The sequence below is a fragment of the Longimicrobium sp. genome, assembly GCA_036377595.1.
Lineage (GTDB): Bacteria > Gemmatimonadota > Gemmatimonadetes > Longimicrobiales > Longimicrobiaceae > Longimicrobium.
The window spans coordinates 64,644-88,147 of sequence record DASUYB010000026.1 but is presented as its reverse complement, the minus strand read 5'-3'; the positions used below and the strand labels follow the sequence as shown (position 1 = coordinate 88,147).

At 70.0% G+C, this 23,504-nt stretch carries 22 protein-coding genes; 12 read left to right on the top strand and 10 right to left on the bottom strand.

From position 1 onward, the window contains the following. Nucleotides 1-284: 284 nt before the first annotated feature. Nucleotides 285-473, bottom strand: a complete 189-nt coding sequence (locus VF092_04585; GenBank protein HEX6746550.1) for a hypothetical protein — start codon at nucleotides 471-473, stop codon at nucleotides 285-287. Nucleotides 474-1,006: 533 nt separating this feature from the next. Between VF092_04585 and VF092_04580 the strand changes: the two genes are divergently transcribed. Continuing rightward, the gene (locus VF092_04580; protein ID HEX6746549.1) at nucleotides 1,007-1,852 is read left to right on the top strand and encodes a murein L,D-transpeptidase catalytic domain family protein; all 846 of its coding nucleotides are present in this window, start codon (nucleotides 1,007-1,009) and stop codon (nucleotides 1,850-1,852) included. Nucleotides 1,853-2,070: 218 nt separating this feature from the next. Here VF092_04580 and VF092_04575 read toward each other — a convergent pair whose 3' ends face one another. Then, nucleotides 2,071-3,819: a serine hydrolase gene (locus tag VF092_04575; GenBank protein ID HEX6746548.1), complete on the bottom strand. Its 1,749-nt coding sequence runs from the start codon at nucleotides 3,817-3,819 to the stop codon at nucleotides 2,071-2,073. A 217-nt stretch (nucleotides 3,820-4,036) separates the two neighbouring features. On the opposite strand from VF092_04575, the gene VF092_04570 reads away from it, so the two are divergent. Further along, complete coding sequence (locus tag VF092_04570; GenBank protein ID HEX6746547.1) at nucleotides 4,037-5,251, top strand: ATP-binding protein; 1,215 nt, start codon at nucleotides 4,037-4,039, stop codon at nucleotides 5,249-5,251. An 8-nt stretch (nucleotides 5,252-5,259) separates the two neighbouring features. On the opposite strand, the gene VF092_04565 is transcribed toward VF092_04570, so the two are convergent. Further along, the gene (locus VF092_04565) at nucleotides 5,260-5,610 is read right to left on the bottom strand and encodes a hypothetical protein (protein HEX6746546.1); all 351 of its coding nucleotides are present in this window, start codon (nucleotides 5,608-5,610) and stop codon (nucleotides 5,260-5,262) included. 584 nt (nucleotides 5,611-6,194) lie between these two features. Here VF092_04565 and VF092_04560 point away from each other — a divergent pair. Further along, on the top strand, nucleotides 6,195-8,066 hold the full coding sequence (locus VF092_04560) for an NBR1-Ig-like domain-containing protein (protein HEX6746545.1): 1,872 nt from the start codon (nucleotides 6,195-6,197) through the stop codon (nucleotides 8,064-8,066). A gap of 76 nt (nucleotides 8,067-8,142) precedes the next feature. Here the strand turns inward: VF092_04560 and VF092_04555 are convergent, their stop codons facing one another. After that, entirely contained in the window at nucleotides 8,143-8,532 is a 390-nt protein-coding gene (locus VF092_04555) for a type II toxin-antitoxin system PemK/MazF family toxin (protein ID HEX6746544.1), read from the bottom strand. Beyond that, complete coding sequence (locus VF092_04550) at nucleotides 8,532-8,858, bottom strand: hypothetical protein (GenBank protein HEX6746543.1); 327 nt, start codon at nucleotides 8,856-8,858, stop codon at nucleotides 8,532-8,534. The genes VF092_04555 and VF092_04550 overlap by 1 nt, the downstream gene beginning before the upstream one ends. A gap of 233 nt (nucleotides 8,859-9,091) precedes the next feature. Between VF092_04550 and VF092_04545 the strand changes: the two genes are divergently transcribed. From VF092_04545 to VF092_04535, 3 genes are read left to right on the top strand one after another with little or no spacing between them, the layout of a single operon-like run. After that, a complete protein-coding gene (locus VF092_04545; GenBank protein ID HEX6746542.1) occupies nucleotides 9,092-10,885 on the top strand; it encodes an FAD-dependent oxidoreductase in 1,794 nt (597 codons plus the stop codon). Further along, nucleotides 10,867-12,732 (top strand): 2-oxoacid:acceptor oxidoreductase subunit alpha, encoded by a 1,866-nt coding sequence (locus VF092_04540; protein ID HEX6746541.1) that lies wholly within the window; start codon nucleotides 10,867-10,869, stop codon nucleotides 12,730-12,732. Before VF092_04545 ends, VF092_04540 begins: the two co-directional genes overlap by 19 nt. Further along, nucleotides 12,729-13,784, top strand: a complete 1,056-nt coding sequence (locus VF092_04535; GenBank protein HEX6746540.1) for a 2-oxoacid:ferredoxin oxidoreductase subunit beta — start codon at nucleotides 12,729-12,731, stop codon at nucleotides 13,782-13,784. Before VF092_04540 ends, VF092_04535 begins: the two co-directional genes overlap by 4 nt. 86 nt (nucleotides 13,785-13,870) lie before the next feature. Here VF092_04535 and VF092_04530 read toward each other — a convergent pair whose 3' ends face one another. The 4 genes from VF092_04530 to VF092_04515 form a co-directional block, all read right to left on the bottom strand. Next, nucleotides 13,871-14,092, bottom strand: coding sequence for a hypothetical protein (locus tag VF092_04530; GenBank protein ID HEX6746539.1), 222 nt, complete (start codon nucleotides 14,090-14,092; stop codon nucleotides 13,871-13,873). A gap of 24 nt (nucleotides 14,093-14,116) precedes the next feature. Beyond that, nucleotides 14,117-14,527 carry a hypothetical protein gene (locus tag VF092_04525; protein HEX6746538.1) on the bottom strand — a complete coding sequence of 137 codons (411 nt, stop codon included), beginning with the start codon at nucleotides 14,525-14,527 and terminating at the stop codon, nucleotides 14,117-14,119. Then, a complete protein-coding gene (locus tag VF092_04520) occupies nucleotides 14,520-15,071 on the bottom strand; it encodes a hypothetical protein (GenBank protein HEX6746537.1) in 552 nt (183 codons plus the stop codon). The genes VF092_04525 and VF092_04520 overlap by 8 nt, the downstream gene beginning before the upstream one ends. A gap of 134 nt (nucleotides 15,072-15,205) precedes the next feature. After that, entirely contained in the window at nucleotides 15,206-15,469 is a 264-nt protein-coding gene (locus VF092_04515; protein HEX6746536.1) for an XRE family transcriptional regulator, read from the bottom strand. A gap of 162 nt (nucleotides 15,470-15,631) precedes the next feature. On the opposite strand from VF092_04515, the gene VF092_04510 reads away from it, so the two are divergent. The 5 genes from VF092_04510 to VF092_04490 all read left to right on the top strand — a co-directional run bounded on the left by VF092_04510 (nucleotide 15,632) and on the right by VF092_04490 (nucleotide 19,071). After that, nucleotides 15,632-17,236 (top strand): GMC family oxidoreductase, encoded by a 1,605-nt coding sequence (locus VF092_04510; GenBank protein HEX6746535.1) that lies wholly within the window; start codon nucleotides 15,632-15,634, stop codon nucleotides 17,234-17,236. A 225-nt stretch (nucleotides 17,237-17,461) separates the two neighbouring features. Further along, entirely contained in the window at nucleotides 17,462-18,331 is an 870-nt protein-coding gene (locus tag VF092_04505; GenBank protein HEX6746534.1) for a DNA/RNA non-specific endonuclease, read from the top strand. A gap of 211 nt (nucleotides 18,332-18,542) precedes the next feature. Further along, nucleotides 18,543-18,722, top strand: coding sequence for a hypothetical protein (locus tag VF092_04500; GenBank protein ID HEX6746533.1), 180 nt, complete (start codon nucleotides 18,543-18,545; stop codon nucleotides 18,720-18,722). Between the two features lie 24 nt (nucleotides 18,723-18,746). Continuing rightward, complete coding sequence (locus VF092_04495; protein HEX6746532.1) at nucleotides 18,747-18,896, top strand: hypothetical protein; 150 nt, start codon at nucleotides 18,747-18,749, stop codon at nucleotides 18,894-18,896. Nucleotides 18,897-18,921: 25 nt separating this feature from the next. Next, complete coding sequence (locus VF092_04490; GenBank protein ID HEX6746531.1) at nucleotides 18,922-19,071, top strand: hypothetical protein; 150 nt, start codon at nucleotides 18,922-18,924, stop codon at nucleotides 19,069-19,071. 169 nt (nucleotides 19,072-19,240) lie between these two features. Here VF092_04490 and VF092_04485 read toward each other — a convergent pair whose 3' ends face one another. Beyond that, on the bottom strand, nucleotides 19,241-22,435 hold the full coding sequence (locus VF092_04485; GenBank protein HEX6746530.1) for a hypothetical protein: 3,195 nt from the start codon (nucleotides 22,433-22,435) through the stop codon (nucleotides 19,241-19,243). Nucleotides 22,436-22,591: 156 nt separating this feature from the next. Here VF092_04485 and VF092_04480 point away from each other — a divergent pair, with 156 nt between their 5' ends. Then, nucleotides 22,592-23,488 (top strand): pyridoxamine 5'-phosphate oxidase family protein, encoded by an 897-nt coding sequence (locus VF092_04480; protein ID HEX6746529.1) that lies wholly within the window; start codon nucleotides 22,592-22,594, stop codon nucleotides 23,486-23,488. Nucleotides 23,489-23,504 lie beyond the last annotated feature (16 nt).

Sequence of the window (23,504 nt, the reverse complement as noted above, 5' to 3'; positions counted from 1 at the left end):
CAGCACGAATCCCCACATCTCCGTGGCTCACACCCGTGGAGATGCACGGCAGAAATGCAGGCGGTTCCCACGGCCAGTTGTTGGCGTCGGCTTGTCTCAACTGATCGATCGAGGGGGATCGCCGCATGGCCGCCTCGCGCGCCTGGGGGCGATCATCTCTTCGAGGGAAATTGGGATACTTAAGCGAATGCTTAACTATCAGGACGCGGGGCAGAACGCGAGCAGCCGCGAGGGAGCGATCTCCCCCGCGGCTACAGTGCTTCACGTGAGGTTGCCAGCGTGGCTCAGGGGATCGGCTTGCAGGGATAGATCCCGCAGGTGCCGTATCCGCGGCAGGTGCCGTCGTACAGGGTGTCGCAGCCCAGCGACACGTGCGCCACCACGGTTCCGCGCGCGGTCTCCGCGGACTGCGACACGAACGACTCCACCTGGAGCTGGTCCACGTCCAGGCTCAGCTTGACCTTCTCTCGCATGATGCTCTCCCTCGTGGTGCGGTGGATGCCAGCCCGCAGTCGCGGGACCGGCGTGCCCGGCCGCTCGCCCGTAGCACGTGCGGCCGTCTCTCGTGGCGCAGACATCAGTTTGTCGGGTCTCGCCTGACGCGAAGACTTAAGATGATCTAATCTGGAAGTGCAGCCTGGCGTGTCTTATTTGTTCTCTGCCCTTGTGGCCGACCAGTCTCGCTACGGAAGATAGCGTCCGGGAATATCTCAGTAAAGGGCGTCAATTGGTAGTTTCTCTTCAAAGTTCCCTTCCAGAATCCCAGGGAAGTAGCAGAAATCAGGGCAGGAAAGCTGGAGAGTCCAACTATCTCCTTAATTGACTTGGACTTACATTTGCGTTAGATTGGAGGCACACCAAAACGATTGGGCTGTCGGGGAGATGGATCCCCGGGCCTTGCTTCGCTGACGAAGCGCTCCCAGACCACGGGTTCGGGGGCGCTTCGCGCGGAGTGACCGGAGTTTCGGCGCCGCCACCCGGGCGCCATCACCAGACGGGAGAATCGATGCTGCGTTCACGCCTGCTGACCATCGCCACGGCCGCCACCTGCGCGGGCCTGGGCGGCGCCCTGCTGAGCGAGAACGGCCACACCACCTTCGCGGAGGCTGCGGCCGCCCGCCCGGCCCCGGCCGCCGCCACGGCGCCGGCGCCCACGGTGGTGACCGCCGCGCGCGCCGTGCTGGCCGCGGGCGGCGTCGAGCGTCCGGACGCGAATTCGCCGGTGCAGGTGGCGCTTAACGCGCTGTCGCCCAAGGTGAAGAAGCTGAGCAGCCCGGAAGCGCTGGAGATGGCCTTCAAGGCGTACTACGCGTACAAGTCCGAGAACCCGGGCAAGGTGCGCAAGCCGTACCTGTACTTCGTGGACTACGGCCTGAGCGCCACCACGCCGCGCGGCTACGTGTTCGACATGAAGACGCTGAAGGTGGTGGACGGGCCCTTCATGGTGGCGCACGGGCGCGGCTCGGCGCCGGCGGGCGTGGGCGTGCCGACCCGCTTCGGCAACAAGATGGGCGCGGCCACCACCTCGCTGGGGCTGTACCTGGCGCAGGAGACCTACGCGTTCGTGGGCCACACGGGCGGCAAGGCCTATCGCAGCGTGGGGCTGCGGCTGGCGGGGGTGTCGGGGAAGTTCAACGGGGCCGCACGGGCGCGCGGCGTGGTGGCGCACGGCGCGCCGTACGTGACGGCCAGCCGCGCCGGCCGCAGCGAGGGGTGCCCGGCGGTGGAGCCGGCCCGCGCGCGGGCGCTGCTTCCCAAGCTGAGCAACGGCGGGATGGTGTTCCTGTTCTCCCCCCGCGACCGCACGTGGCTGGAGCAGGACCCCTGGGCCGGCGACGCCGCCAACGGCTGAGCGTACGGACGATGAGCAAGGCGGGCGCGGGAGACGAGTTCTCCCGCGCCCGCTTCTGTTTCGGTATCCGGCGATCCTGGTTTCATGCCGGATTGATCGAACGACCGTGCATTCGAACGAAAAATGATGAAATCACACGGAGGGAACGGAGGGAACGGAGGGAACTCAGGTCAGTCCTCCGTTCCCTCCGCTCCCTCCGTGTGATAATCCTTCCGTATCTACCTTCCCGCTGCGACTGCGGGGAGGATGACCCTCGGGATCAGGTCCACCACGGTCTGGAAGCCCGCGCGGTCGTTGTAGTTGCCGCCGTTCGCGCCGATCACCAGGTCCAGCTCGGGGATGACCATCACGTACTGCCCGCCGTTGCCCGACGCGAAGTAGGCGCGGATGGTGCGGCCGGCGTACGGATAGTCCATCATCCACCAGAGGTAGCCGTACCGCGCGCGCGTGCCCATCGGGTAGCGCGGCTCGGTGCTGCGCCGCACCCAATCCTCGCTCACGATCCGCCGGCCCTGCCACGTCCCCCCGTTCAGGTACACCTGCCCCAGCTTCATGAAGTCGCGGATCCGCAGGAGCCACCCGCCGCCCATGTACGCGTCCTCCGTCGGCGTCAGGGGGATGTAGTAGCGGTCGATCCCCAGCGGCTGCGCGACCAGGTCGTGCCACAGGTCGGGGAGCCAGCGCCCGGTCGCGCGCGACAGCACGACGCCGGCGAGGTGCGGGTTGATGGAGCAGTAGACGGCGGAATCGCCGGGCTCGCGGACGAGGTTCAGCGCCAGGATCACCGAAGCCCAGTCGGGATTGTCCGCCTGCTGGGTGATGACGTCTTCGTCGCCCGGACGGTCGCCGCTGTCGTCGCAGTCGTACCCCGACGCCATGTTGAGCAGATGCTCCAGCGTGAGCGCCCGCTTCCGCGCGTCGAGCCCCGCCGCGCCGGGCCGCAGCGTCGCGTACACGGGCGTCGCCGGACCGACGCGCGCGCCCGCCTGCATCGCCGCGCCGGCCATCACCGTGGTCACCGTCTTCGAGGCCGAGCGCGTCTCGTGCGGGATGTCGGCGTCGGCGCCGTAGAAGTACTCTTCCAGCACGATCCTGCCGTGGCGGGCGATCACCAGCGAGTGCAGCTTGTGCGCGCCGATCGAGTCCACCGGCGTGTCGATCAGCGAGTCGAGCGCCGCGCTGATCCGCTCGCGCGAGATCCCCGCCTGGTCGAGCGTACCCACCGGCCAGCCGTCGTCGCGCTGCCGCGGCGGGACGTAGGTGTAGCTCGCGGTGGGACGGCCGCGGGGATAGAAGAAGGTGAACGCGTCCCCGCGCACCGGCTGGAAGTCGTACGAGCCGCCGCGGCCGGGGATGTAGACCGTCATCACCCCGTCGCGCAACTCGCCGCGGAAGAGCACGGAGTCGCGCCGGTCGAGCAGCCGCACCCCGGGGCCGTCCGCCTCGATCCGCGCGAGGCGGATGAACTGGCCGCCCAGGTTGCGCTCCGGGTTGCGGAGGAGCGCGGCCAGCCGCCCGTCCGGCCGCCGCTCCACGCGGATGAAGAAGGTGAGCTCGTCGGCCGCAGGGATGACGGTGCCCGCGAAGCAGTTCGCGCCGCAGCTCGCCAGCGCGAGCGGTGATGCGTACCAGTTGCCGCTCGTCACCGTCCGCGGCTGCACCCAATGCCCGGTGATGCGCGAGCGCCCCGCGTCGAAGCGCCCGACGAACCGTCCCGAGCTGTCCGGCAGCGCGAACGCCACCGTGTCGCCCGCCACGCGGACCGCCGCCGTTCGCCCCGCGATCGCCGCGCGCCATCCGCCACCCGCGCGGTCCACCACCAGCCGCCCCGCCGCGCCGGTGTCGAACCCGCGCTTCGCCTGCCACAGCCCTACGAGATCAGTGGACGCGGCGTTCTGCGCGACGGCATCCATCGCAGTGACCGCAAGGGAGATGGCGACCGCGCAAATACAGGGGAGATGCTTCATCGGAAGGCTCCTCGAACCGGCGGACGGATCGGGCGGCGCGCGGGGCTGGGCGCGGCCGCGGCGGGAATGCGCCCCCTGTGATTCGCCGGAGGAGCGGAAGGTTGTAAGCGGGTTGATGGCCCCGCGCGGCTATCTTTGGCTACTGTTCCGCACGTCGTGCAGGAAATAGCTTGCCGAACTCACTGCGATTGCGATTACGAGCCGAAACAGCCGGAGAATGACGAACTACACGGATGCGGAGCTCGAGGCGATGCTCTCGGACCTCGAATCCGATCTCGCCGAGCGAAAGGAATCGTTTGGAGGGGACGCGCCGACGAAGGTTCGGGAGGCCGTCTGCGCGTTCGCCAACGATCTTCCCGACCATCGCCGGCCGGGCGTGGTGTTCATCGGCGCACGCGACCGCACCGGCGAGGCGAGCGCGATCGCGGTCACCGACGATCTTCTGCTGAAACTCTCGGACATCAAGACCGACGGAAACATCGTCCCTCCTCCGACGATGACCGTGTCCAAGCGCAGGTTGCGCGGTGCGGACATGGCGGTGATCACCGTCGAGCCGTCGGACTCGCCACCCGTGCGGTACCGCGGGCGCGTTCACATCCGCATCGGCCCGAGACGGGGGATCGCCAGCGCGCAGGATGAGCGCATCCTCACCGAGAAGCGCCGCGCGCGCGATACGCCGTTCGACGTGCGCCCGATGGTTTCCGCTACGCTCGCCGACCTCGACCGGGTGCGGTTCGAGAACGAATACCTTCCGGCCGCCTTCGCGCCCGACGTGCTGGAGGCCAACGAGCGCACCTTCGAGCAGCGCCTCGCGGTTACGAAGATGGTGGATGCGGCGAATTCGGCCGTGCCGACCGTGCTCGGACTGCTCGTCATAGGCAGGACGAATCCGCGCGATTTCATCCCCGGCGCGTACATCCAGTTCCTGCGGATTGCCGGGAGAGAGCTCGGCGATCCGGTGATCGACGAGCTGGCGGTGGACGGGCCGCTGTCGGAGTTGCTGAAGGGGATCGACCAGAAGCTGCAGTCGCACAACCGGACGTCCGTGGACATCACCAGTGGCCCGCGCGAGGAGCGCCGCTCGGACTACCCGCTGGCCGCGCTGCAGCAGCTGGTGCGCAATGCGGTGATGCACCGCACCTACGAGGCGACGCACGCGCCGGTGCGAGTCTACTGGTACGACGACCGGATCGAGATCACGAGCCCGGGAGGCCCGTTCGGAACCGTGAGCGCGGAGAATTTCGGAGAACCGGGAGCCGCGGATTACCGCAATCCGAACCTGGCCGAGGCGATGCGCGTGCTCGGGTTCGTCCAGCGGTTCGGGTTCGGCCTGGCGATCGCGCGTCGGGCGCTGGCGGAGAACGGAAATCCGCCACTGGAGCTGGGCGTGCAGGCGTCGCACGTGACGGCGACCGTGCGGGCGGCGGCGTAAAGGGGCTGCTACCCGGAGCGCGCGGCGTCGAGGTCGCTGATCCAGCCGGGGAGCTTCACGCCGACCTCGCGGTGGATGTCACCGAGCGCCTGCACGAGCTTGTGCACGGCCTCGGCGCGGAACGACGGCGGGATGTTGTCGAGCATGATGAACACGGCTGCGGTCGCCGCCTCCGGAGACACGCCGTCCTGCGGGACGATGGTGGAGACGAACCACTCCTGCAGCTTCTTCAAGGTCCTGGCGTACGGCGCCGAGCCGGCCAGGAACTTTCCCACCGTGCGGTAGGAAATGCCGATCTCGGCCGCGACGGAACGCTGCGACCGCGCCTCGGACGCGCGCCGCACCGCATCGCGGAGCATCTCCACCGATGGGCGCGTCACGGCGCGCCCCAGTGGGAACAGTGGGAACTTTCAGTTTGGGTACACCGGGAATTTATGCCGCGCGGTGGCCGGTCACAAGCGGTTCAGCGCTCCGAATCTCGTCCACTTTACGCACATTCATCCCCCGCGTCACACGAGAGCATCGTGACCCACCAAACAGGCGCGGCGCCAGCGAGGCTTTTCCGCTGACGCCGCCCTTTTCGCAACCGTGGCGGTGAAACACTTCACATTTACGCCGACGTACCGGGACCCGAGTGTCGAGAACGGTTGCGTCCTGGTCTGGATGCTGGAGAACGGTGCGGTAGAAGAAGGGTGCGTGCTGCGGGGCTGTGGAGGGAGATCCGGTGGTGCGTTGCCGGCCGGTACGGGGGGATCGGTTGCGCTCTCTTCCCGGCCCGAAAGGCGCCGGGTAGATTAGCGGGCTGGCCTGCCACTTTCCCCGGGTGCCGTACCCTGCTGGCGAGAGACACGATGCTGCGCGGTTGCCATTTGGGGAACAGGTGAGCCTCTAAAGGATCTCCAAAGCCGTCCGAAATCCCGTCGTAATCGCCCCATCCGCCCTCATGGCGCACTTCCTCCAGACGTTCGGACATCCCCGGCTGACGGCCGGCGGAGCGGAAATCCATCTCAATGCCAAGGAGCTCGCGCTCCTGGTCTTCCTCCGCGCCACCGGCCTCCCCCAGGCACGCGGCGCCATCGGCGGGCTGCTGTGGGGGAAGACGAGCATCGGCCGCAACCATTCCGTCAACAACGCCGTCTCCGCGCTGCGGCGCGTGCTGCCTCCCGGCGCGCTCCCCGCCGGCGCGGACCCCGTCGCCCTGGCCGCCGACATCCCGTGCGACCTGGACGCACTCTGCGCCACGGCGGACAACGCAGCGGCGGTGCAGGCCGTGCTGGCGGCGTACCGCGCGCCCTTCCTGGACGGGTTCGAGTTTCAGGTGGGCGAGGGCGCCGAGGCGTTCGTCGAGTGGGTGATCGAGCGGCGCGAGGCGTACCGCCGCCGGCTGGTGGAGCTGCTGGAGGACGCCTGCAGCCGCGCGGAGGAGCGGGGTGACCGCGCCACGCTGCGCGCGCTCGCCGCCGCCGGTGCGGAGCGCGTGGCCGGCTGGGACGCGGGGCGATGGCTGGAGCGCGCGCGGCAAGGCGGGGTGCGGAAGGAGCGGGGAAGGGTGGCGATCCTGGCCGTCCTGTCGCTGGTTCTCGCCGCGCTGCTCCTGCGGCCGCTCCTCGCGGGCGGGCCGCCGAAGTGCGCCGCCGGTCGGGCGCGCGCGCATCTCGTCCGCCAGATCTACCCCGCCGAGGCGAAAACCGCCGTGCGCGAGGGCGAGCGCCTGACACCGACCTGGTTCCTGAAGAACGTCGGAGAGTGCACCTGGCGGCGCGGTGCGCGGCTGGTGCGCGTCCGCCACTCCGGTCCCGCGCCGCTCACCGCCGATTCCGTCGTCGAGCGCGTCCGCCGCGTGCGCCGTGCCGTGCCGCCGGACAGCGTCCTCGTCCTCCCCATCCCCATGCGGGGCCCCGCCCGCATCGGGAACTACGCGGAGGACTGGCAGCTGCTCGACCGCGCGGGACGGCCTGTCCGCCTGGAGGACGGCAAGGCGCTGCAGATCACCTTCCGGCGCCTTCCCGAGCTGCCCCCCTGTGGCCCGAATGAGGCGCGCGCCGAGATCCTGGCGCAGAGCCACCCCGGGCGCGAGAACCCGATGCACCCGGGGCAGCCCTTCGCCAACTCGTGGACGCTGGTCAACCGCGGCGAGTGCGTGTGGGACGGTTCGCTTTCGCTCCGCTTCGACTCCGCGTCCGGCCCCCGCCTCAGCGCGCCCGGGGCGGACGCCGTGCGGGTCGAGGAGCGGGTGCAGCCGAGCGACGCCTACACCTTCTCCATCCCCATGCGCGCCCCCGAGCGGCCGGGCTCGTACCGCGAGTCGTGGCGCTTCGCCGACGGCGCGGGGAGTGTGGTGCCCGTCTCCGACGCAGCCGCGGTCGACGTGCACATCGAGGTCTTCACCGGGGAGCTGCGGGCGAGCGCGCCGGAATGCGCGTTGGGGAAGGCGGTCGCCTCGTTCCTGCGCTCGGAGCGCGTGGCGGACGGTACTGTCGTCCGACCCGGCGCGCTCGTGCCGAAGGAGTGGACGCTCCACAACCGGGGCGAGTGCACCTGGGGGGCGGGAAGCCTGCGGCTGCGCTTCGTCCGCTCGAACCCGGAGTTCGCGCACCCGCCCTTCCCCGACGTCCCCATCGACCGCGACGTGCGGCCGTCGGGCACCTTCACCTTCCGCGCGCCGTTCCACGCCCCGGCTAAGGCTGGACGCTACTGCATCTACTGGCAGCTGCTGGACGACGCCGACAAGGTCGTGCGCGTCTCCGCCACGGACGTGATCTGGGCGGACATCGTCGTGGGCGACGTGGAGGTGCGCGGGAAGGAGGGGTGCTGATCTCTCCCACCAATGGAAACGGAAGCGGCGCCAGGGAAATCCGCTGACGCCGCTGTATCTTCCATGCTGGTTCGGTCTACTCCGGGAGTTCCGCCTCGAATTCGATGTCGAGGTGCTCCAGGAGGCGGTTCTCGATCTCCTCGCGCTTGGCCTCATCTTCCAGAACGCCGATTCGTTCCATCAACCGCAGCCTGGAGATGGTGCGGATCTGCTGCGGCATGACGATGCTCCCGAACCCGGTCCCCACGATCTCTGGTGGCAGCAGAACCTCGAACGGATACACCCTCCGCCGCTTGCCCTCCAGCTTCGTCAGCGAGACGATCGTCACCACATCGAACGCGGAGTTGAATCCGTCGTTGGAGACCACGAGCACGGGCCTGCGGTTGCCTCCCTGCTCGCTTTCCACGGCTGGATCCAGGTCCGCCCAGTAGAGGTCCCAGCGATGGACCGGGCCGCGGTAAGCCATCACCGCCCCCCTGCAGCGTCCTCCAGCCCATCCAGCAGCGCCACGTCGAACGCTGCCGTCGTTTCCCGTTGCTCGGCCATGAACTCGGGGTCGCGCGCCGCCTCCTGGTAGGCCGCGTAGACTTTCGCCCGCCGCAGTTCCCGGAGTTGGGCAACGACCGCTTCTTCGACGAACTCGTTCTGGCTCGCGTAGCCGCCGCGCTCCACTGCCTGCCGGATGGCATCCAGCGTGGAGGCGCGCATCTGGTAGGTGACTTTCTTCAGCGGATCCGCTGTCGAGCTGCGTCTGCGCTTCCGGCGAGACAAATGCGCGGCTTCCAGGCTCATGCGTCCCCCTCAACCCTCGGGTGACAAATTTCTGTTGCGCTAAGTATGGCATCAAGTATGGCTCTAAGACAACCTCTCCACAAGAAAGCTGACAGAAGCTTGAACCGGTGAACGTTTGCCGCTAACCTAGGGAATCCGCTCCTCGCGCACCTCCCGCGGCCGATCCACGGCCATTCGCGCGCCCGCGAGCGGCCCACAGCCGGACGTCACGCTCCTCCAGCGCTGGGTGCCGAATGCTCCCGACCGACGTCACCAACCCGAAGTACTACCACAAGGTCGTGGACTGCCAGTATGCGTGCCCCGCGCATACCAACGTTCCCGAGTACATCCGGCTGATCGCGCAGGGGCGCCACACCGAGGCGTACCTGCTGAACCGCGAGTCCAACGTCTTCCCCGGCATCCTGGGCCGAACCTGCGACCGGCCGTGCGAGCCCGCCTGCCGCCGCACCCGCGTGGACGGCAAGCCCGTCGCCATCTGCCGCCTGAAGCGCGTCGCCGCCGACAATCGCGACGACGTCTCCGCGTATCTCCCCAAGGCTCCGCCGGTCTCCAACGGCCGCCGCATCGCGCTGGTGGGGGCGGGGCCGGCGTCGCTGACGGTGTGCAACGACCTGGCGCCGCTGGGCTACGAGTGCGTGATCTTCGAGAAGCTCGACCGGCCGGGGGGCCTGATGCGCACCAACATCCCCGCCTTCCGCCTCCCCCACGCCGTGCTCGACGAGGAGATCGAGATGATCACGGGGATCGGCGGGATCGAGGTCCGCTACTCGTCGCCGGTCGACAGCCTGCGCGCATTGCTGGAGGAGGGATGGGACGCGGTGTTCGTCGGCAGCGGCGCGCCGAAGGGGAAGGAGCTGGATCTCCCCGGGCGGTGGGACGTGCCGGACCGCGTGCACATCGGCATCGAATGGCTGGAGTCGGTGCACTTCGGCCACGTGACCTCCATCCAGGAGCGCGTGCTGATCATCGGCGTGGGCAACACGGCGATGGACTGCTGCCGCTCGTCGAAGCGTCTCGGCGCCACGGACGTGAAGGTGATGGCCCGCCGTGGCCGCGCGCACTTCAAGGCATCTCCCTGGGAACTGGAAGATGCGGAAGAAGAGGGCGTGGAGATCGTGGAGAACCACGCGCCGAAGCGCTTCGTCGTGGAGAACGGCGTGCTGGTGGGGATGGAGTTCGAGCGCGTCCGCTGGTACGAGGAGGGGGGACGGCAGAAGAGCGAGACGATCGACTCGGTCGTCATCCCCTGCGACGCGGTGATCCTGGCGATCGGGCAGGAGAACGCCTTCCCCTGGATCGAGCGCGACATCGGGCTCGAGTTCAACGAGTGGGACATGCCCGTGGTCGACCGCGTCACCTTCCAGTCCACGCGCGAGGGCGTGTTCTTCGGCGGCGACGCGGCGTGGGGGCCCGAGAACATCATCTGGGCGGTGGAGCACGGGCATCAGGCGGCCATCTCCATCCACAACCGCTGCGAGGGCGTCCCCCTCACCGAGCGCCCGGCGCAGGGGATGAACCTGGTCTCGGCCAAGCTGGGGATGCACGCCTGGAGCTACAGCAACGATTACAGCATCGAGCAGCGCACGAAGATGGTGCACGTGGGGCTCGACACCCGCTTCCACCGCCTCGACACCGAGGTGGAGCTGGGCTTCACCCTCGAGCAGGCGCAGCGCGAGGTGGAGCGCTGCCTGAACTGCGACGTGCAGACGCACTTCACCGCGCCGCTCTGCATCGAGTGCGACGCCTGCATCGACGTCTGCCCGGTCAGCTGCCTCACCATCACGTACGACGGGGAGAGCGAGGACGAGCTGCGGACGCGGCTCTCCGCGCCGGCGGTCAATCCCGCGCAGGAGATCTACGTCTCCGACGCGCTGCCGCAGACCGCGCGGGTGATGGTGAAGGACGAGGACATCTGCCTGCACTGCGGCCTGTGCGCCGAGCGCTGCCCCACCGCCGCGTGGGACATGCGCACCTTCGAGCTCATGATCCCCTACGCCGGGAGGTCCGCATGCGCGGCGCACGCGTAGCGCGCCTCTTCCCCGAGTCCCCCTCGTCGAACGGCCGCCACGACGACGGCGGCCGGGTGAACGACTTCGCCTTCAAGGTGGGGACGGTGAACGGCACCGGGTCGGCCAGCGCGAACTCGCTCCTGCTGCAGTCCATCTTCCGCATGGGGATCCCGGTCTGCGGCAAGAACGTCTTCCCCAGCAACATCCAGGGGCTGCCGACCTGGTACGAGATCCGGGTGAGCCGCGACGGCTGGACCGCGCGCACCCCCGACTTCGACCTGATCGTGGCGATGAACCCGGCCACGCACGAGCGCGACATCGCCGAGGTGCGCAGCGGGGGATGGCTCCTGCACGACTCGTCGTGGCCCCTCGACGCGGCGCTCCTGCGCGACGACGTCACCTTCATCGGCATCCCGCTGGGCCGGATGTGCGTGGAGGCATTCAGCGGCGGCCGCGAGCGCACGCTGATGAAGAACATCGCCTACGCCGGCGCGCTGGCCGCGCTGCTCGACATCGACCTGGAGGTGGTGAAGGAGTCGATCCGCGCCGAGTTCGCCAAGAAGCCGAAGCTGATCGACTCCAACTTCCGCGCGCTGCACCTGGGCTACGACTACGCGCGCGAGCACTTCGCCTGCCCGCTCCCCATCCGGCTGGAGCGGATGGACGCGACCCGGGGCCACGTGCTGCTGGACGGCAACACCGCCGCCGCGCTCGGCTGCCTCTACGCGGGGGCGACGGTGGGCGCCTGGTATCCCATCACCCCCGCCACCTCGCTGATGGACGCGTTCGGGCGCTTCTGCGCGCGCTATCGCGTCGACGCGGAGACGGGGGAACGGCGCTACTGCATCGTGCAGGCGGAGGACGAGCTGGCCGCGGCGGGCGTCGTGATCGGCGCGGGGTGGGCGGGCGCGCGCGCGTTCACGCCCACGGCGGGGCCGGGGATCTCGCTGATGGGCGAGTTCATCGGCCTGGCCTACTACACCGAGATCCCCGCCGTCTTCTTCGACGTGCAGCGCACCGGCCCGTCCACGGGGATGCCCACGCGCACGCAGCAGGGCGACCTCCTTTCCGTCGCCTACGCGAGTCACGGAGATACGAAGCACGTCGCGCTCTTCCCCAGCGATCCCGGCGAGTGCTTCCGCTTCGCGGTGGAGGCGTTTGACCTGGCGGAGCGCTTCCAGACGCCGGTGTTCGTCGTCTCCGACCTCGACATCGGGATGAACGACTGGATGATCCCCGCGCTCACCTGGGACGACGCGTATCGCCCCGACCGCGGCGAGGTCGTCACCGCCGAGCAACTGGCGGCGATGCAGCGCTTCAGCCGCTACCTCGACGTGGATGGGGACGGCGTCGCCGCGCGGTCGCTCCCCGGCGTGCATCCCAGGGGCGCGTACTTCACCCGCGGCTCCGGGCACGACAAGCACGCCGCGTACACCGAGGATGCGGACGCGTACCGCGAGGTGGTCGACCGCCTGGCGCTGAAGCTGGCGACGGCGGCGAAGGCCGTCCCCGCGCCGGAGATCAGGGAACGCGAGGGGGCGGAGATGGGGATCATCGCGCTCGGCGGCTGCCACGGCGCGGTGCTGGAGGCGGTGGAGCGGCTGGCGGGGGAGGGGATCGCGCTCGACTACATGCGCATCCGCGCCTTCCCCTTCGACGCGCCGGTGGAAGACTTCCTGCGCGCGCACGACCGCGTCTTCGTGGTCGAGCAGAACCGCGACGGGCAGCTGCGCTCGCTCCTGCAGCTGGAGACGGGGATCGCGGGCGACCGGCTGCTGTCGCTCCGTGACTACGGCGGGGTGCCGCTCTCGGCCCGCGCCGTGGTGGAGGGGGTGATGGCCCAGCTCGCGGAGGTGGCGGCATGACCTCCATCGCCAAGCCGCCGGTCCGCCACCCGGCGCTGGAGCCCAACGCGCTCGGCCTCACCCGCCGCGACTACGAGGGGGCGATGAGCACCCTCTGCGCGGGATGCGGCCACGACAGCGTCACCGCCGCGCTGGTGCAGACCTGCCACGAGCTGGACGTGGAGCCGCACCGCGTGGCCAAGCTCTCCGGCATCGGCTGCTCGTCGAAGACCACCGCGTACTTCCTGAAGGAGGCGCACGGCTTCAACTCCGTCCACGGGCGGATGCCCGCCGTGGCGACGGGCGTCTCCGCGGCGAACCGCGAGCTGGCCATCGTCGGCGTGTCGGGGGACGGGGATTCGCTCTCCATCGGCCTGGGCCAGCTCTGCCACGCCATCCGCCGCAACGTGCGGATGCTCTACGTGCTGGAGAACAACGGCGTCTACGGCCTCACCAAGGGCCAGTTCTCCGCCTCCGCCGACGTGGGGTCGAAGGCGAAGAAGGGCGAGGCCAACCGGCAGAAGCCGATCGACCCCGTGCTGCTGGCGCTGACGCTGGGCGCCACCTTCGTCGCGCGCTCGTTCAGCGGCGACAAGACGCAGCTGGTCCCCATCCTCAAGGCGGGACTCAGGCACCAGGGGTTCGCGTTCATCGACGTGATCTCGCCCTGCGTCACCTTCAACGACCACGAGGGGTCGACGAAGAGCTACGCGAGCACCCGCGAGCGGCACCGCGAGCTGGCGCCGGTGGACTTCATCCCCTTGCGCCGCGAGATCCAGGCGTCGTACGACCCCGGCGGGGCGATGACGGTGCCGATGCACGACGGCAGCCTGGTGCGCTTCCGCAAGCTGGCGGAGGACTACGATCCCACCGACCGCGACGCCGCGTACGCCCACGTGAAGCGGCACCAGGAGCAGGGCGAGGTCGTCACCGGCCTGCTGTACCTGGAGGACGACGCCGACGACATGCACGCGCTCAACCAGACTGTGGCCGCGCCGCTCTACGATCTCCCCTACGAGCAGCTGTGCCCTGGAAGTGCCGCGCTGACGGAGCTGATGCGGGAGTTCGAGTAGCAGGCTCCAGAGGGGCAGGAAAAGACGGAGGCGCGGAGATGAAGAACATCTCCGCGCCTCCGTCGTTCGGGCCGGCCGGCCTCGCGTCAGGGGGTGATCCGCGTGGCGAGGGTGATCTCCATGCTCGTCTCCTCCTTCTTGCGCGAGAAGAGGGGAACGCCCCTCGAGCTGATCGTCACCGCGGTGAAGGTCAGCTTGAGGTCCACGGGCGCGTTGGTGGCCGTAACCACCTTCTGGAGGTCGGTCGCCAGCTGCTGGAACACGTCGGAGATCGGCGGGCTCTCGACCACGGTCGGGGGTGCGGGCATCGATCGGTTCGCCTTTCGTCGTGCTCAGGCGACGGGCAGGGGTCCGCCCATCGCTTCGTCGCTGGCGGCGCCCGGACCGTCGGGCGCGGGCGACGCGTCCGCCGGGATCGGCGCGTCGGGCTGGTCGGCCGGTGGCGGGGCGGGCGGGACGTCCGGCATCGGCGTGGTCTCGCCGGCCGGCGGCGAGGCGACCTCGCGGATGTCCTGCTGGATGGTGCCGCTCAGCTTCAGCTCGATGGCCCCGCCGGCGTTCACCACCAGGCGGTCGGCGATGATGTTCGTCTTCAGCCCGATGTCGAAGTTCACCTTCCCCACGACAAGGGCGCGCGCCGCATCCGCGGGGAGGTCGGCGGAGCGCGCGCTCACCCGGCTGAAGGACTTCTGCAGCGCCACGAGCACGTCGTCGAGCGTGGGGTCGATCGGCGTGTCAGGCATTCCCGCCCCCTCCGTTCCCGCCGTCCGCCGGGTTGTCGTTCCCGCCTCCGCCGCCGGCGGGGGCCTGCGCCTTGTCGAGGAACGCGATCGCGTTCTTCACCCCGTCCGCGTCGGGCACCGGGACGTTGTGCTTGGCCAGGTAGTCCACCAGGCTCTGGTCGGTGTTGCTGATCACCACCACCGTGCTGGCCTGCAGCACGCTCTCTTCCGTCGTGCGGTTCATGAACCCGAACGAGCCGCTGGCGTGGATGGGGCCCAGCTGCAGCCCGCCGCTCACGCCGCCCTGCGACTCGCGGACGGCGGCGATGCGCATGGTGATGGCCACGTCGACCCTCCCGTCCACCCGCACCACCGGCGCGGTCTGCAGCAGCGCGGCCAGGTCCACACCCGGCCGCAGGTCCCCCGCGGCGTCGGTGACCAGCGCCAGCTGCTCGCGCAGCCAGGTGGCCCAGATGCGCCGGTACTCCGATTCGGCGGCCACGGCGGCCTCGAGGGGCGCCGAGTAGAGCTCGCGCAGGACGGTGGCCACGGACAGGGTCGGCATGGGATACCTCGATCGTTTCGCTCGGTGGGAGCCTCGGAGCGCGGACGCCGGGAGGCGGAAATACGGTTCGATGAAGGCGGCGCTGCACGCCAGTATGGGCGCCGGCGCGGCCGCCGACAAGCCCGGAGATCGGATCACACGTCGATGCCCACCGCGGCCAGGAGACGCACCAGCTCCTCGATGCTGAACGCGTCCGCGTCGCCGCGCATGAGGACGCGGACGCGCGGCTCGCCGATGCCCAGCAGCGCGGCCGTTTCCGCCGCGCCCAGGCGCCGGCACTCGAGGACGCGGACCAGCGCGGTCGTCAGCGAGCGGCGGTGCTCCAGGCTGGCCGTGAGCACGGGCGAGAAGAGGAGACCCGTGCCGGCGCGGCCCGGTGTTGTCTGAGCCTCGCTCATCCGTAAGCTCCGTAGGATCACCGGAGATCGGCAGGTGCGTGGTTGGAGGTGTCCGTGGAATCCCCACGGCGGGGCGTGCGCCTGCCGACACCCAAATCTGCATCGGCGCGAGACTTCTGGCGAGAACTTTCGTTCTTCGCCCTTCCAGCACGCGGAGCGGTCATGGAGAGCTGGGACTGGCTGATCGTCGGCTCGGGCTTCGGCGGAAGCGTCAGCGCGCTGCGCCTGGCGGAGAAGGGCTACCGCGTGCTGATGCTGGAGAAGGGCCGCCGCTTCGGCCCCGACGACTTCCCGCGCACCAACTGGAACCTGCCGCGCTGGCTGTGGATGCCGCGCCTGGGCTTCCGCGGCCCGTTCCAGATGAAGTTCCTGCGCCACATCACCGCGCTCTCGGGCGTGGGGGTGGGCGGCGGCTCGCTGGTCTACGCCAACACCCTCCCCGTCCCCGGCGACGGCTTCTTCGAATCCCCCACCTGGCGCCACCTGGCCGACTGGCGGCGCGAGCTCGCCCCCTGCTACGCCGAGGCGCGGCGGATGCTGGGCGCCACGCCGTTCCCCGGCAGGACCTATCCCGACGAGGTGATGGCCGAGCTCGCGCGCGACCTGGGGCTGGAGGTGCACTTCCATCCCACCGACGTGGGCGTGTACTTCGGCGCGCCGGGCGTCACCGTCGCCGACCCCTATTTCGGCGGCGAGGGGCCGGAGCGCACGGGGTGCAACCAGTGCGGTGGGTGCATGCTGGGGTGCCGGCACAACGCGAAGAACACGCTCGATCGCAACTACCTCTGGCTCGCGGAGAAGCGCGGGCTGCGCATCAAATCGGAGCACGAGGTGGTGTGGATCCGTCCAGCCGACGGCGGCTACTACGAGGTGACAGCGCTGGAGGGGCCGGCGCGGTGGTGGCGGCCCCGAAAGAAGCGCGTCTTCCACGCCAGGAACGTGGTCCTCGCCGGCGGCGTGCTGGGGACGGTGCCGCTGCTGATGCGGCTCAAGGCGAGCGCCGGGGGGCTCCCGCTCGTCTCCGACCGCCTGGGGAGCTTCGTGCGCACGAACTCCGAGGTGCTGATGGGGATCGTGAGCGAGCGGCGCGACGTGAAGATGTCGGAGGGGATCGCCATCACCTCCATCCTGCGCACCGACGAGCACTCCACGCTGGAGCCGGTGCGCTATCCCGACGGCGCCGGCTTCTTCCGCGTGCTGATGGCGCCGCACGGTCCCGGCGCGACGGCGTTCGAGCGGATGTGGAACGCGCTGCGCCACACGCTGCGGCACCCATGGCGGTCGCTGAAGGCGTTCCTGGTGCCGGACTTCGCGCGGCACACCATGATCCTGCTGTACATGCGCAGCATCGACAGCCACCTGTCGCTGCGCCCCGGACGGCTGTTCGGGGCGATGCGGTCGGTGCTCACCCACGGCGCCGCGCCCACCGCCGCCATCCCCGAGGCGACGGAGCTGGCGGAGCGCATCGCGGCGAAGACGAAGGGCTACGCGGCGAGCCTGGCGACGGAGACGCTCTTCGGCATCCCCACCACCGCGCACATCCTGGGCGGCTGCACCATGGGCGCCTCGCCGGCCGAGGGGGTGATCGACGCGCGGCACCAGGTGTGGGGCTATCCCGGCCTGTACGTGGTCGACGGGTCCGCCGTCTCCGCCAACCCCGGCGTGAACCCGTCGCTCACCATCTGCGCCCTGGCCGAGCGCGCGATGTCCCTCATCCCCGCGAAGGAAGCCGCGCCCGCGGAGCCGCCGCTGGCCGAGGTCGCGTAAGCGTCGACGATCTCCATCGGATCATGAGAAGGATGAAAACGCGCGCCCGCCGACATCCACCGGCCGGGCGCGCGCGTGCGTCTGGCGACGATCAGAATCGCGTGGGCGACACGGTTCACGCCTGAAGCTGGGGTGTTACACGAAATGCTCGCCTTCGGAGGGGGACGACATTAGTTTCGTCGCGTCCTGCGTGACAATCCCCTACACATCGCGACCGGAGACGTCATGTCCCTGCGCCTCGCCCCCGCGCGCGTCCGCTCCCTTGCGGCCGCGCTCGCCACCGCCGTGCTCGCAGCCTGCTCGGCCGACCGTCCCGCATCACCCACCGCACCCGTCACCCCGCAGGCGCCGCGGGCGGTCACCTACCCCAGCGCCATCTACCGCAGCCACATCGAGTTCGGCAGGCCCACCGACTCCAACTCGGCCGACGACCTGTACCTCTCCAAGCGCCAGTACTACGTCTCCTACAACTGCGCCAAGGGGCGGCCGAACTGGGTGAGCTGGAACCTGAACAAGACGCACTACGGCGACGCGCCGCGCTCCACCAGCTTCAGCAGCGACGCCTCGCTCCCCACGTCGTGCTACCACGTGGTCACCAGCGACTACACCAACAGCGGCTACGACCGCGGCCACCAGGTGCGCAGCGAGGAGCGCACCTGGGACGTCACCGACAACAAGTCGACCTTCCTGATGACCAACATCGTGCCGCAGACGCACGACCTGAACGCCGGGCCGTGGCTGGACTTCGAGTACTTCCTGCAGGACCTGGCGCAGAACCAGAACAAGGAGCTGTACGTGATCTCCGGCCCCAGCGGCAGCAAGGGCACGCTGAACGGGGCGGGGAAGGTGCAGATCCCCACCTACACCTGGAAGATCGTGGTGGTGATGCCGTACGGTCAGGGCCTGGCCAACGCCACCTCCACCAGCAGCATCCAGGTGATCGCCGTGGACATGCCCAACACCACGGGCATCATCTCCGCGCCGTGGACGAACTACAAGACCACCGTCGACGCGCTGGAGGGGTACACGGGCTACAACTTCCTGGCGAGCCTGCCCGACGCCGTCGAGAACTACTGGGAAGCGCGCGTCTACTGACGCGATCTTGATGGAGAAAGACAGGAGCGGGCGCCCGGAGCGGATCCGGCGCCCGCTCCCTCTTCACAGTTGGAGACAAATCATCTCCATTGAACATCTGAAGTATTGAAGTTATCCTACATACGCATCCCTTATGCGCCTTGGCGATTCGTCTCTCGCGACCTGCCACGCTGTGACGGAACGCCGCTCACTCCCAGCCACGGGGGGCACGATGAAGAAGATCCGGCTGAACGTGGAGAAGCTCGCGGTGGAGACGTTCGACACCGACCGGGTGGAGCAGGAAGGCGGCACCGTGCGCGGCTGGCAGATCACCGATCCGCGGCGCAGCGACTGCCTGAACACCTGCGACGGCTGCCCGACCTACTCGTGCCCGCCCGTGGTCTGCCTCTGAACCATCCACTCGCCAGGAGGAACGATGAAGAAGCACACGCTCGACCTCGAGACCATCGCCGTGGAGACCTTCGCCACCGGCGCGCAGCCGGCGCGTGACATGGCGTCGATCTCGCGCTGGTGCACGCTGTACGACACCTGCACCAACTGCAACGCCGACTCCTGCATCTGCTGAGCACGGACTACATCCTGGGGGAACGATGAAGAAAATGAGGCTCGACCTCGAGACCCTCACCGTGGAAAGCCTCGCCCTGGGCGGGCAGCCGGTGGGCGAGTTGGCGTCGGTCACGCGCTTCTGCACGGCGTACAATACGTGCGACGGGTGCACCTGGGAGACCTGCGCCTGCTGAGCACGGCGAGGTGAGGGCAACGGCGGGCGGCGGAGACATCTCCGACGCCCGCCGATCTTTTTAGCTCACGCAGAGGGCGCAGAGGACGCAGAGAACTCACCGCATCATACGGCTTTTCTCTGCGTCCTCTGCGCCCTCTGCGTGAGCCAAATTCTTTTGGGATATTGATTCAGGGCTCGTCCTCCTCCTCGGGCGCGGCGTGGTCCGGGTCGTCCGGCTCGGCGAGGGCGCGCACGGCGATGGGGGAGAGTCCCGCGGCGCGGATCTGCCGGTTCAGCTCCTCCAGGTTCTGCTCGCGCAGCGTGCGCCACGCGGCCAGCGCCGCGTCGAGCGCCCGCAGCCGCTGGTCGACGGCCTCCAGCGCCTGGCTCGTCGGCGCGGCGTCGGCGCTCTGGATGAGCGCGTAGAGCGTGGCCAGGTCGCCGTTCAGCGCGGCCAGGCTCATCGGCGCGTTCGCCTCGCGCGGCCCGTCGCCGCCCTCGTCGAGCGCGGCGGCGCGCTGGTCGAAGGTGGCCAGGCCGCTCTGCAGCCCGGCCGAGCCCTTCCCCTTGAGCGCGGTCAGCTGCGCGCGCACGCCGCGGAGCTGCCCCAGCGCCTCCGCGTCGCGCCGCAGACCGTCGACCAGCCGCATCGCCGTCTCGAACTGCAGCCGGAGGCCGGGCATCGGCGTGCGCACGCGCGGGTCCATGCGCACCACCAGCGGCTGCGTGTACGCGCGCCCATCCACCGTCAGCCGCACGGTGTACGCGCCGGGGAGCGCCCACGGCCCGCGCGGCTCCCGCGGCGTGTCGTGCGGCGTGGCGGAGATGGGATACTCGTGCTCCAGCACCGCCGGCGGCGCGTAGTGCAGGTCCCACACGAAGCGGTGCATCCCCGCGTCGGCGGAGACGCGCTGCGGCGGGCGCACCCAGTACCAGGGGACGTTCCCCTCCGTCCGCACCGGCGTCACCGAGTCGGTGCTGGCGAACCTCCGCACCACCCGGCCCGCGGCGTCCACGATCTCCAGCGTCACGGGGGACGAGGATGTGCGGCCCAGCCAGTAGTCGATCACCGCGCCGTCGGGCGGGTTCTGCCCCATCGGCTCGTCGGCGGGGAGCGGCGTGTCGGTCCACGTGTTCCAGCGCGCGCGGACGGCGTCGTGCGGACGCACCAGCATCGCCGCCGTCCCCTCCGTCCGTGAATCCATTTGCCGCAGCGGCGAGACGTCGTCCAGGATCCAGAACCCCCGGCCGTGGGTGCCGACGACGACATCCTGGTCGTGGATCACCAGGTCGCGGATGGAGGTCGCGGGCATGTTCAGCCGCAGCGACTGCCAGTGATCCCCGTCGTCGAACGAGACGTAGACCTCGCGCTCCGTTCCCGCGTACAGCAGCCCGCGGCGCGCCGGGTCCTCGCGGATGACGTTGGTGATCCCCGCGTTCGGGATCCCCGTCACGATCTCCTGCCACGTCCGCCCGCCGTCGCGCGTGCGCAGCAGGTGGGGGCGCAGGTCGTCGAGGCGGAAGGTGTTGATGGCCGCGTAGGCGACCGCCGTGTCGAAGCGCGACGCCTCGAGCACCGACACCTTCGCCCACGGCGCCAGCTGCGGCGGGGTGACGTTGCGCCAGTGCGCGCCGCCGTCGGCGGTCACGTGGATCTGTCCGTCGTCCGTCCCCGCCCAGATGCGCCCCGCGTCCCGCGGCGACGGCGCGAGCGCGTAGACGACGCCGCGGTGTCGCCCCTTCTCCGGGTCGAGCTCCGTGAACGCGCCCAGGTTGGCGGGGACGGCGTACGCGTCGCGGGTGAGGTCGGGGGAGATCTGCGTCCAGTGCGCGCCGCCGTCCGTCGTCTTCCACACCACGCTGCTGGCGAACAGGAGCGTGCGCGGGTCGGCGGGATGGAAGACGACCGGCTCGGTGCGCACGACGCGGTAGCCGTTCTCGCGGAAGGCGCGCGGGGCCACGTCCTGCACCTGGCCGGTACGGCGATCCCAGCGGTTCAGCTTGCCGCCGTAGACGAGGTCGGGGTTCAGGGGATCGGGAACGACGTAGCCGTACTCCTCCGCGCCGGCCGGGTGCCAGTCGCGGAAGGTGATCTCGCCGTCGTTGCCGCGGCTGGAGATGACGACCGAGCCGCTCTCCTGCTGCGAGCCGTAGACGTTGTACGGGAAGGCGTTGTCGGTGGAGAGGTGGTAGACCTGCGCGGTGGGCTGGTTGTACCACGAGCTCCAGGTCTCGCCGCCGTTGACGGAGATCACGGCGCCCTGGTCGGCCGCGTTCAGGATCACCCGCGGGTTGTTCGGGTCGATCCAGATGCGGTGGTAGTCGTCGCCGCCGGGCGCGCCGCGCAGCGCCTCGAACGTCCGCCCGCCGTCCGTCGACTTCCAGGTGACGATGTTGGCGACGTAGACCACGTCGGGGTTCCTGGTGTCCGCGCGCACCTCGTTGAAGTCGCCGTCGCGGCCCCACAGGCGCGGATCGGGGTTCGTCAGCCGCCAGCTCTCCCCCGCGTCGTCGGAGCGGTACACGCCGCCGCCGCGCCGTGCGCCGATCACCGCGTACATCCGCCGCGGGTCGCTGCGCGACACCTCGATCCCGATCCTCCCGAGCCCGTCGTCCGCCGACGGGATCCCGTTGGTGATCTGCCGCCACGTGGTGCCGCCGTCCGTCGACTTGTAGAGCCCGTTGTTGCGCGAGATCGTCCACGAGCCGCCGATCTCCCACGGCGCCTGGCGCGCGGACCAGAGCACGGCGAACACCGTCCGCGAGTCGCGCGGGTCGAAGGCTAGGTCCATCCCGCCGGTGTTCTCGTCGCGATACAGCACCTTCTGCCACGTCCGCCCGCCGTCGGTCGAGCGGAAGATGCCGCGCTCGGCGTTGGGCCCGTACGGGTGCCCGAGCACGGCGGCGAACACGCGGTCGGGGTCGCGCGGATCGACGATCAGCTGCGGCACCTGCTGCGCGTCGGCCAGGCCGAGGTGCGTCCACGTCCGCCCGCCGTCCGTCGATTTGAAGATGCCGTCGCCGGTGGAGAGGTCGGGACGCTGCAGCCCCTCGCCGCTGCCGACGTAGATCACGTCCGGGTTCGACTCCGAGACGGCGATGGCGCCGATGGAGCCCGTCGCCTGTCCGTCGAAGATCGGCGTCCAGACGCGGCCGTAGTCGGTGGTGCGCCACACGCCGCCGTTGTTGACGCCGATGTAGAACACTCCCGGCCGCGACGGTACCCCCACCGCCGCCACTGTTCGCCCGCCGCGGAACGGCCCGATCATCCGCCACCGCAGCCCGCCGAGCATCCGCGGGCTCAGCTGCGCGTCCAGGGGCGATGCGGATGCGGCGGCGAGGACGGCCAGTGCGGCGATAAAGCCGCGGCGTGCACGGATCATGGCGGTGCGGGGGAGCGGCGGGTTGGCGTTGGTGGGATGGTGAGGCACAACGTGCGCGCGGCGAGGCCAGGAACGCAAGCCGGTACGTCTCCGGCCGTAACCGCGAAACCTCCAACTGGATGAGGGATGGGATTCGCACACGGGGGGAGGGAGACGATGGCATCACCGTTCCATGCGGGCGAGCTGGCCGTGCAGGCGCGCGCCGGCGTGCAGGAGATGGCGGCGCGGGTGGGGCGCGGCATCCACCCCGAGCTGTGGCCCGCCGCGGCGGATTTCCTCGAGGACCAGCACCTGGCGGTGATCGCCGCCGCGGACGGGAATGGCGCCGTGTGGGCGTCGCTCCTGACCGGCGCGCCCGGGTTCCTGCGCGCCGCGAACGCGCATGTGCTCGAGATCTCCGCGCGCCCGCCCGCCGGCGACCCGCTGGCGGACGTGCTTGCGGCCGGCGCCGAGGCCGGACTGGTGGCCATCGACCTGGCGGCGCGGCGGCGGGTGCGGGTGAACGGGTGGGTGGAGGGCGCCGGCGCCGGGCTGCGGCTCGCGGTGCGGCAGGCGTACGGCAACTGCCCGAAGTACATCCAGGCCCGTGTGGTGGCCGGTTCGCTCGATCCCGCCGCGGCGATCGCGGCGCGAGGGACGGAGATGACGGACCTGCAGCGCGCATGGATCGCGGCGGCGGACACCTTCTTCATCGCCAGCCGCGCGGACGGCGGCGGCGCGGACGCGTCGCACCGCGGCGGCGCGCCGGGCTTCGTGCGGGTGGATGACGCGCGGGAGCTGCGGTTTCCGGACTACTCGGGCAACACGATGTTCAACACGCTCGGCAACCTGGCCGTGGACCCGCGCTGCGGGCTTCTGTTCGTCGACTTCGCACGCGGGGCGACGCTGCAGCTGACCGGACGCGCGGAGATCGAGTGGGACGCGCCGGACCCGGTCCGCTTCCCCGGCGCCGAGCGGATCGTCTCCTTCGCCGTGGAGCAGGTGGTGGAGACGCGCGGGGCCACCGGCCTCCGCTGGGGCGCGGCGGACCCGTCTCCGTTCAACCCCGGCTGAGCATCACCGCGCGGGG

Bases quoted from the DNA above. Each gene is read 5' to 3' on its own strand.
- VF092_04585 (HEX6746550.1), bottom strand. From the start codon at position 473: ATGCGAGAGAAGGTCAAGCTGAGCCTGGACGTGGACCAGCTCCAGGTG.
- VF092_04580 (HEX6746549.1), top strand. From the start codon at position 1,007: ATGCTGCGTTCACGCCTGCTGACCATCGCCACGGCCGCCACCTGCGCG.
- VF092_04575 (HEX6746548.1), bottom strand. From the start codon at position 3,819: ATGAAGCATCTCCCCTGTATTTGCGCGGTCGCCATCTCCCTTGCGGTC.
- VF092_04570 (HEX6746547.1), top strand. From the start codon at position 4,037: ATGACGAACTACACGGATGCGGAGCTCGAGGCGATGCTCTCGGACCTC.
- VF092_04565 (HEX6746546.1), bottom strand. From the start codon at position 5,610: ATGCTCCGCGATGCGGTGCGGCGCGCGTCCGAGGCGCGGTCGCAGCGT.
- VF092_04560 (HEX6746545.1), top strand. From the start codon at position 6,195: ATGGCGCACTTCCTCCAGACGTTCGGACATCCCCGGCTGACGGCCGGC.
- VF092_04555 (HEX6746544.1), bottom strand. From the start codon at position 8,532: ATGGCTTACCGCGGCCCGGTCCATCGCTGGGACCTCTACTGGGCGGAC.
- VF092_04550 (HEX6746543.1), bottom strand. From the start codon at position 8,858: ATGAGCCTGGAAGCCGCGCATTTGTCTCGCCGGAAGCGCAGACGCAGC.
- VF092_04545 (HEX6746542.1), top strand. From the start codon at position 9,092: ATGCTCCCGACCGACGTCACCAACCCGAAGTACTACCACAAGGTCGTG.
- VF092_04540 (HEX6746541.1), top strand. From the start codon at position 10,867: ATGCGCGGCGCACGCGTAGCGCGCCTCTTCCCCGAGTCCCCCTCGTCG.
- VF092_04535 (HEX6746540.1), top strand. From the start codon at position 12,729: ATGACCTCCATCGCCAAGCCGCCGGTCCGCCACCCGGCGCTGGAGCCC.
- VF092_04530 (HEX6746539.1), bottom strand. From the start codon at position 14,092: ATGCCCGCACCCCCGACCGTGGTCGAGAGCCCGCCGATCTCCGACGTG.
- VF092_04525 (HEX6746538.1), bottom strand. From the start codon at position 14,527: ATGCCTGACACGCCGATCGACCCCACGCTCGACGACGTGCTCGTGGCG.
- VF092_04520 (HEX6746537.1), bottom strand. From the start codon at position 15,071: ATGCCGACCCTGTCCGTGGCCACCGTCCTGCGCGAGCTCTACTCGGCG.
- VF092_04515 (HEX6746536.1), bottom strand. From the start codon at position 15,469: ATGAGCGAGGCTCAGACAACACCGGGCCGCGCCGGCACGGGTCTCCTC.
- VF092_04510 (HEX6746535.1), top strand. From the start codon at position 15,632: ATGGAGAGCTGGGACTGGCTGATCGTCGGCTCGGGCTTCGGCGGAAGC.
- VF092_04505 (HEX6746534.1), top strand. From the start codon at position 17,462: ATGTCCCTGCGCCTCGCCCCCGCGCGCGTCCGCTCCCTTGCGGCCGCG.
- VF092_04500 (HEX6746533.1), top strand. From the start codon at position 18,543: ATGAAGAAGATCCGGCTGAACGTGGAGAAGCTCGCGGTGGAGACGTTC.
- VF092_04495 (HEX6746532.1), top strand. From the start codon at position 18,747: ATGAAGAAGCACACGCTCGACCTCGAGACCATCGCCGTGGAGACCTTC.
- VF092_04490 (HEX6746531.1), top strand. From the start codon at position 18,922: ATGAAGAAAATGAGGCTCGACCTCGAGACCCTCACCGTGGAAAGCCTC.
- VF092_04485 (HEX6746530.1), bottom strand. From the start codon at position 22,435: ATGATCCGTGCACGCCGCGGCTTTATCGCCGCACTGGCCGTCCTCGCC.
- VF092_04480 (HEX6746529.1), top strand. From the start codon at position 22,592: ATGGCATCACCGTTCCATGCGGGCGAGCTGGCCGTGCAGGCGCGCGCC.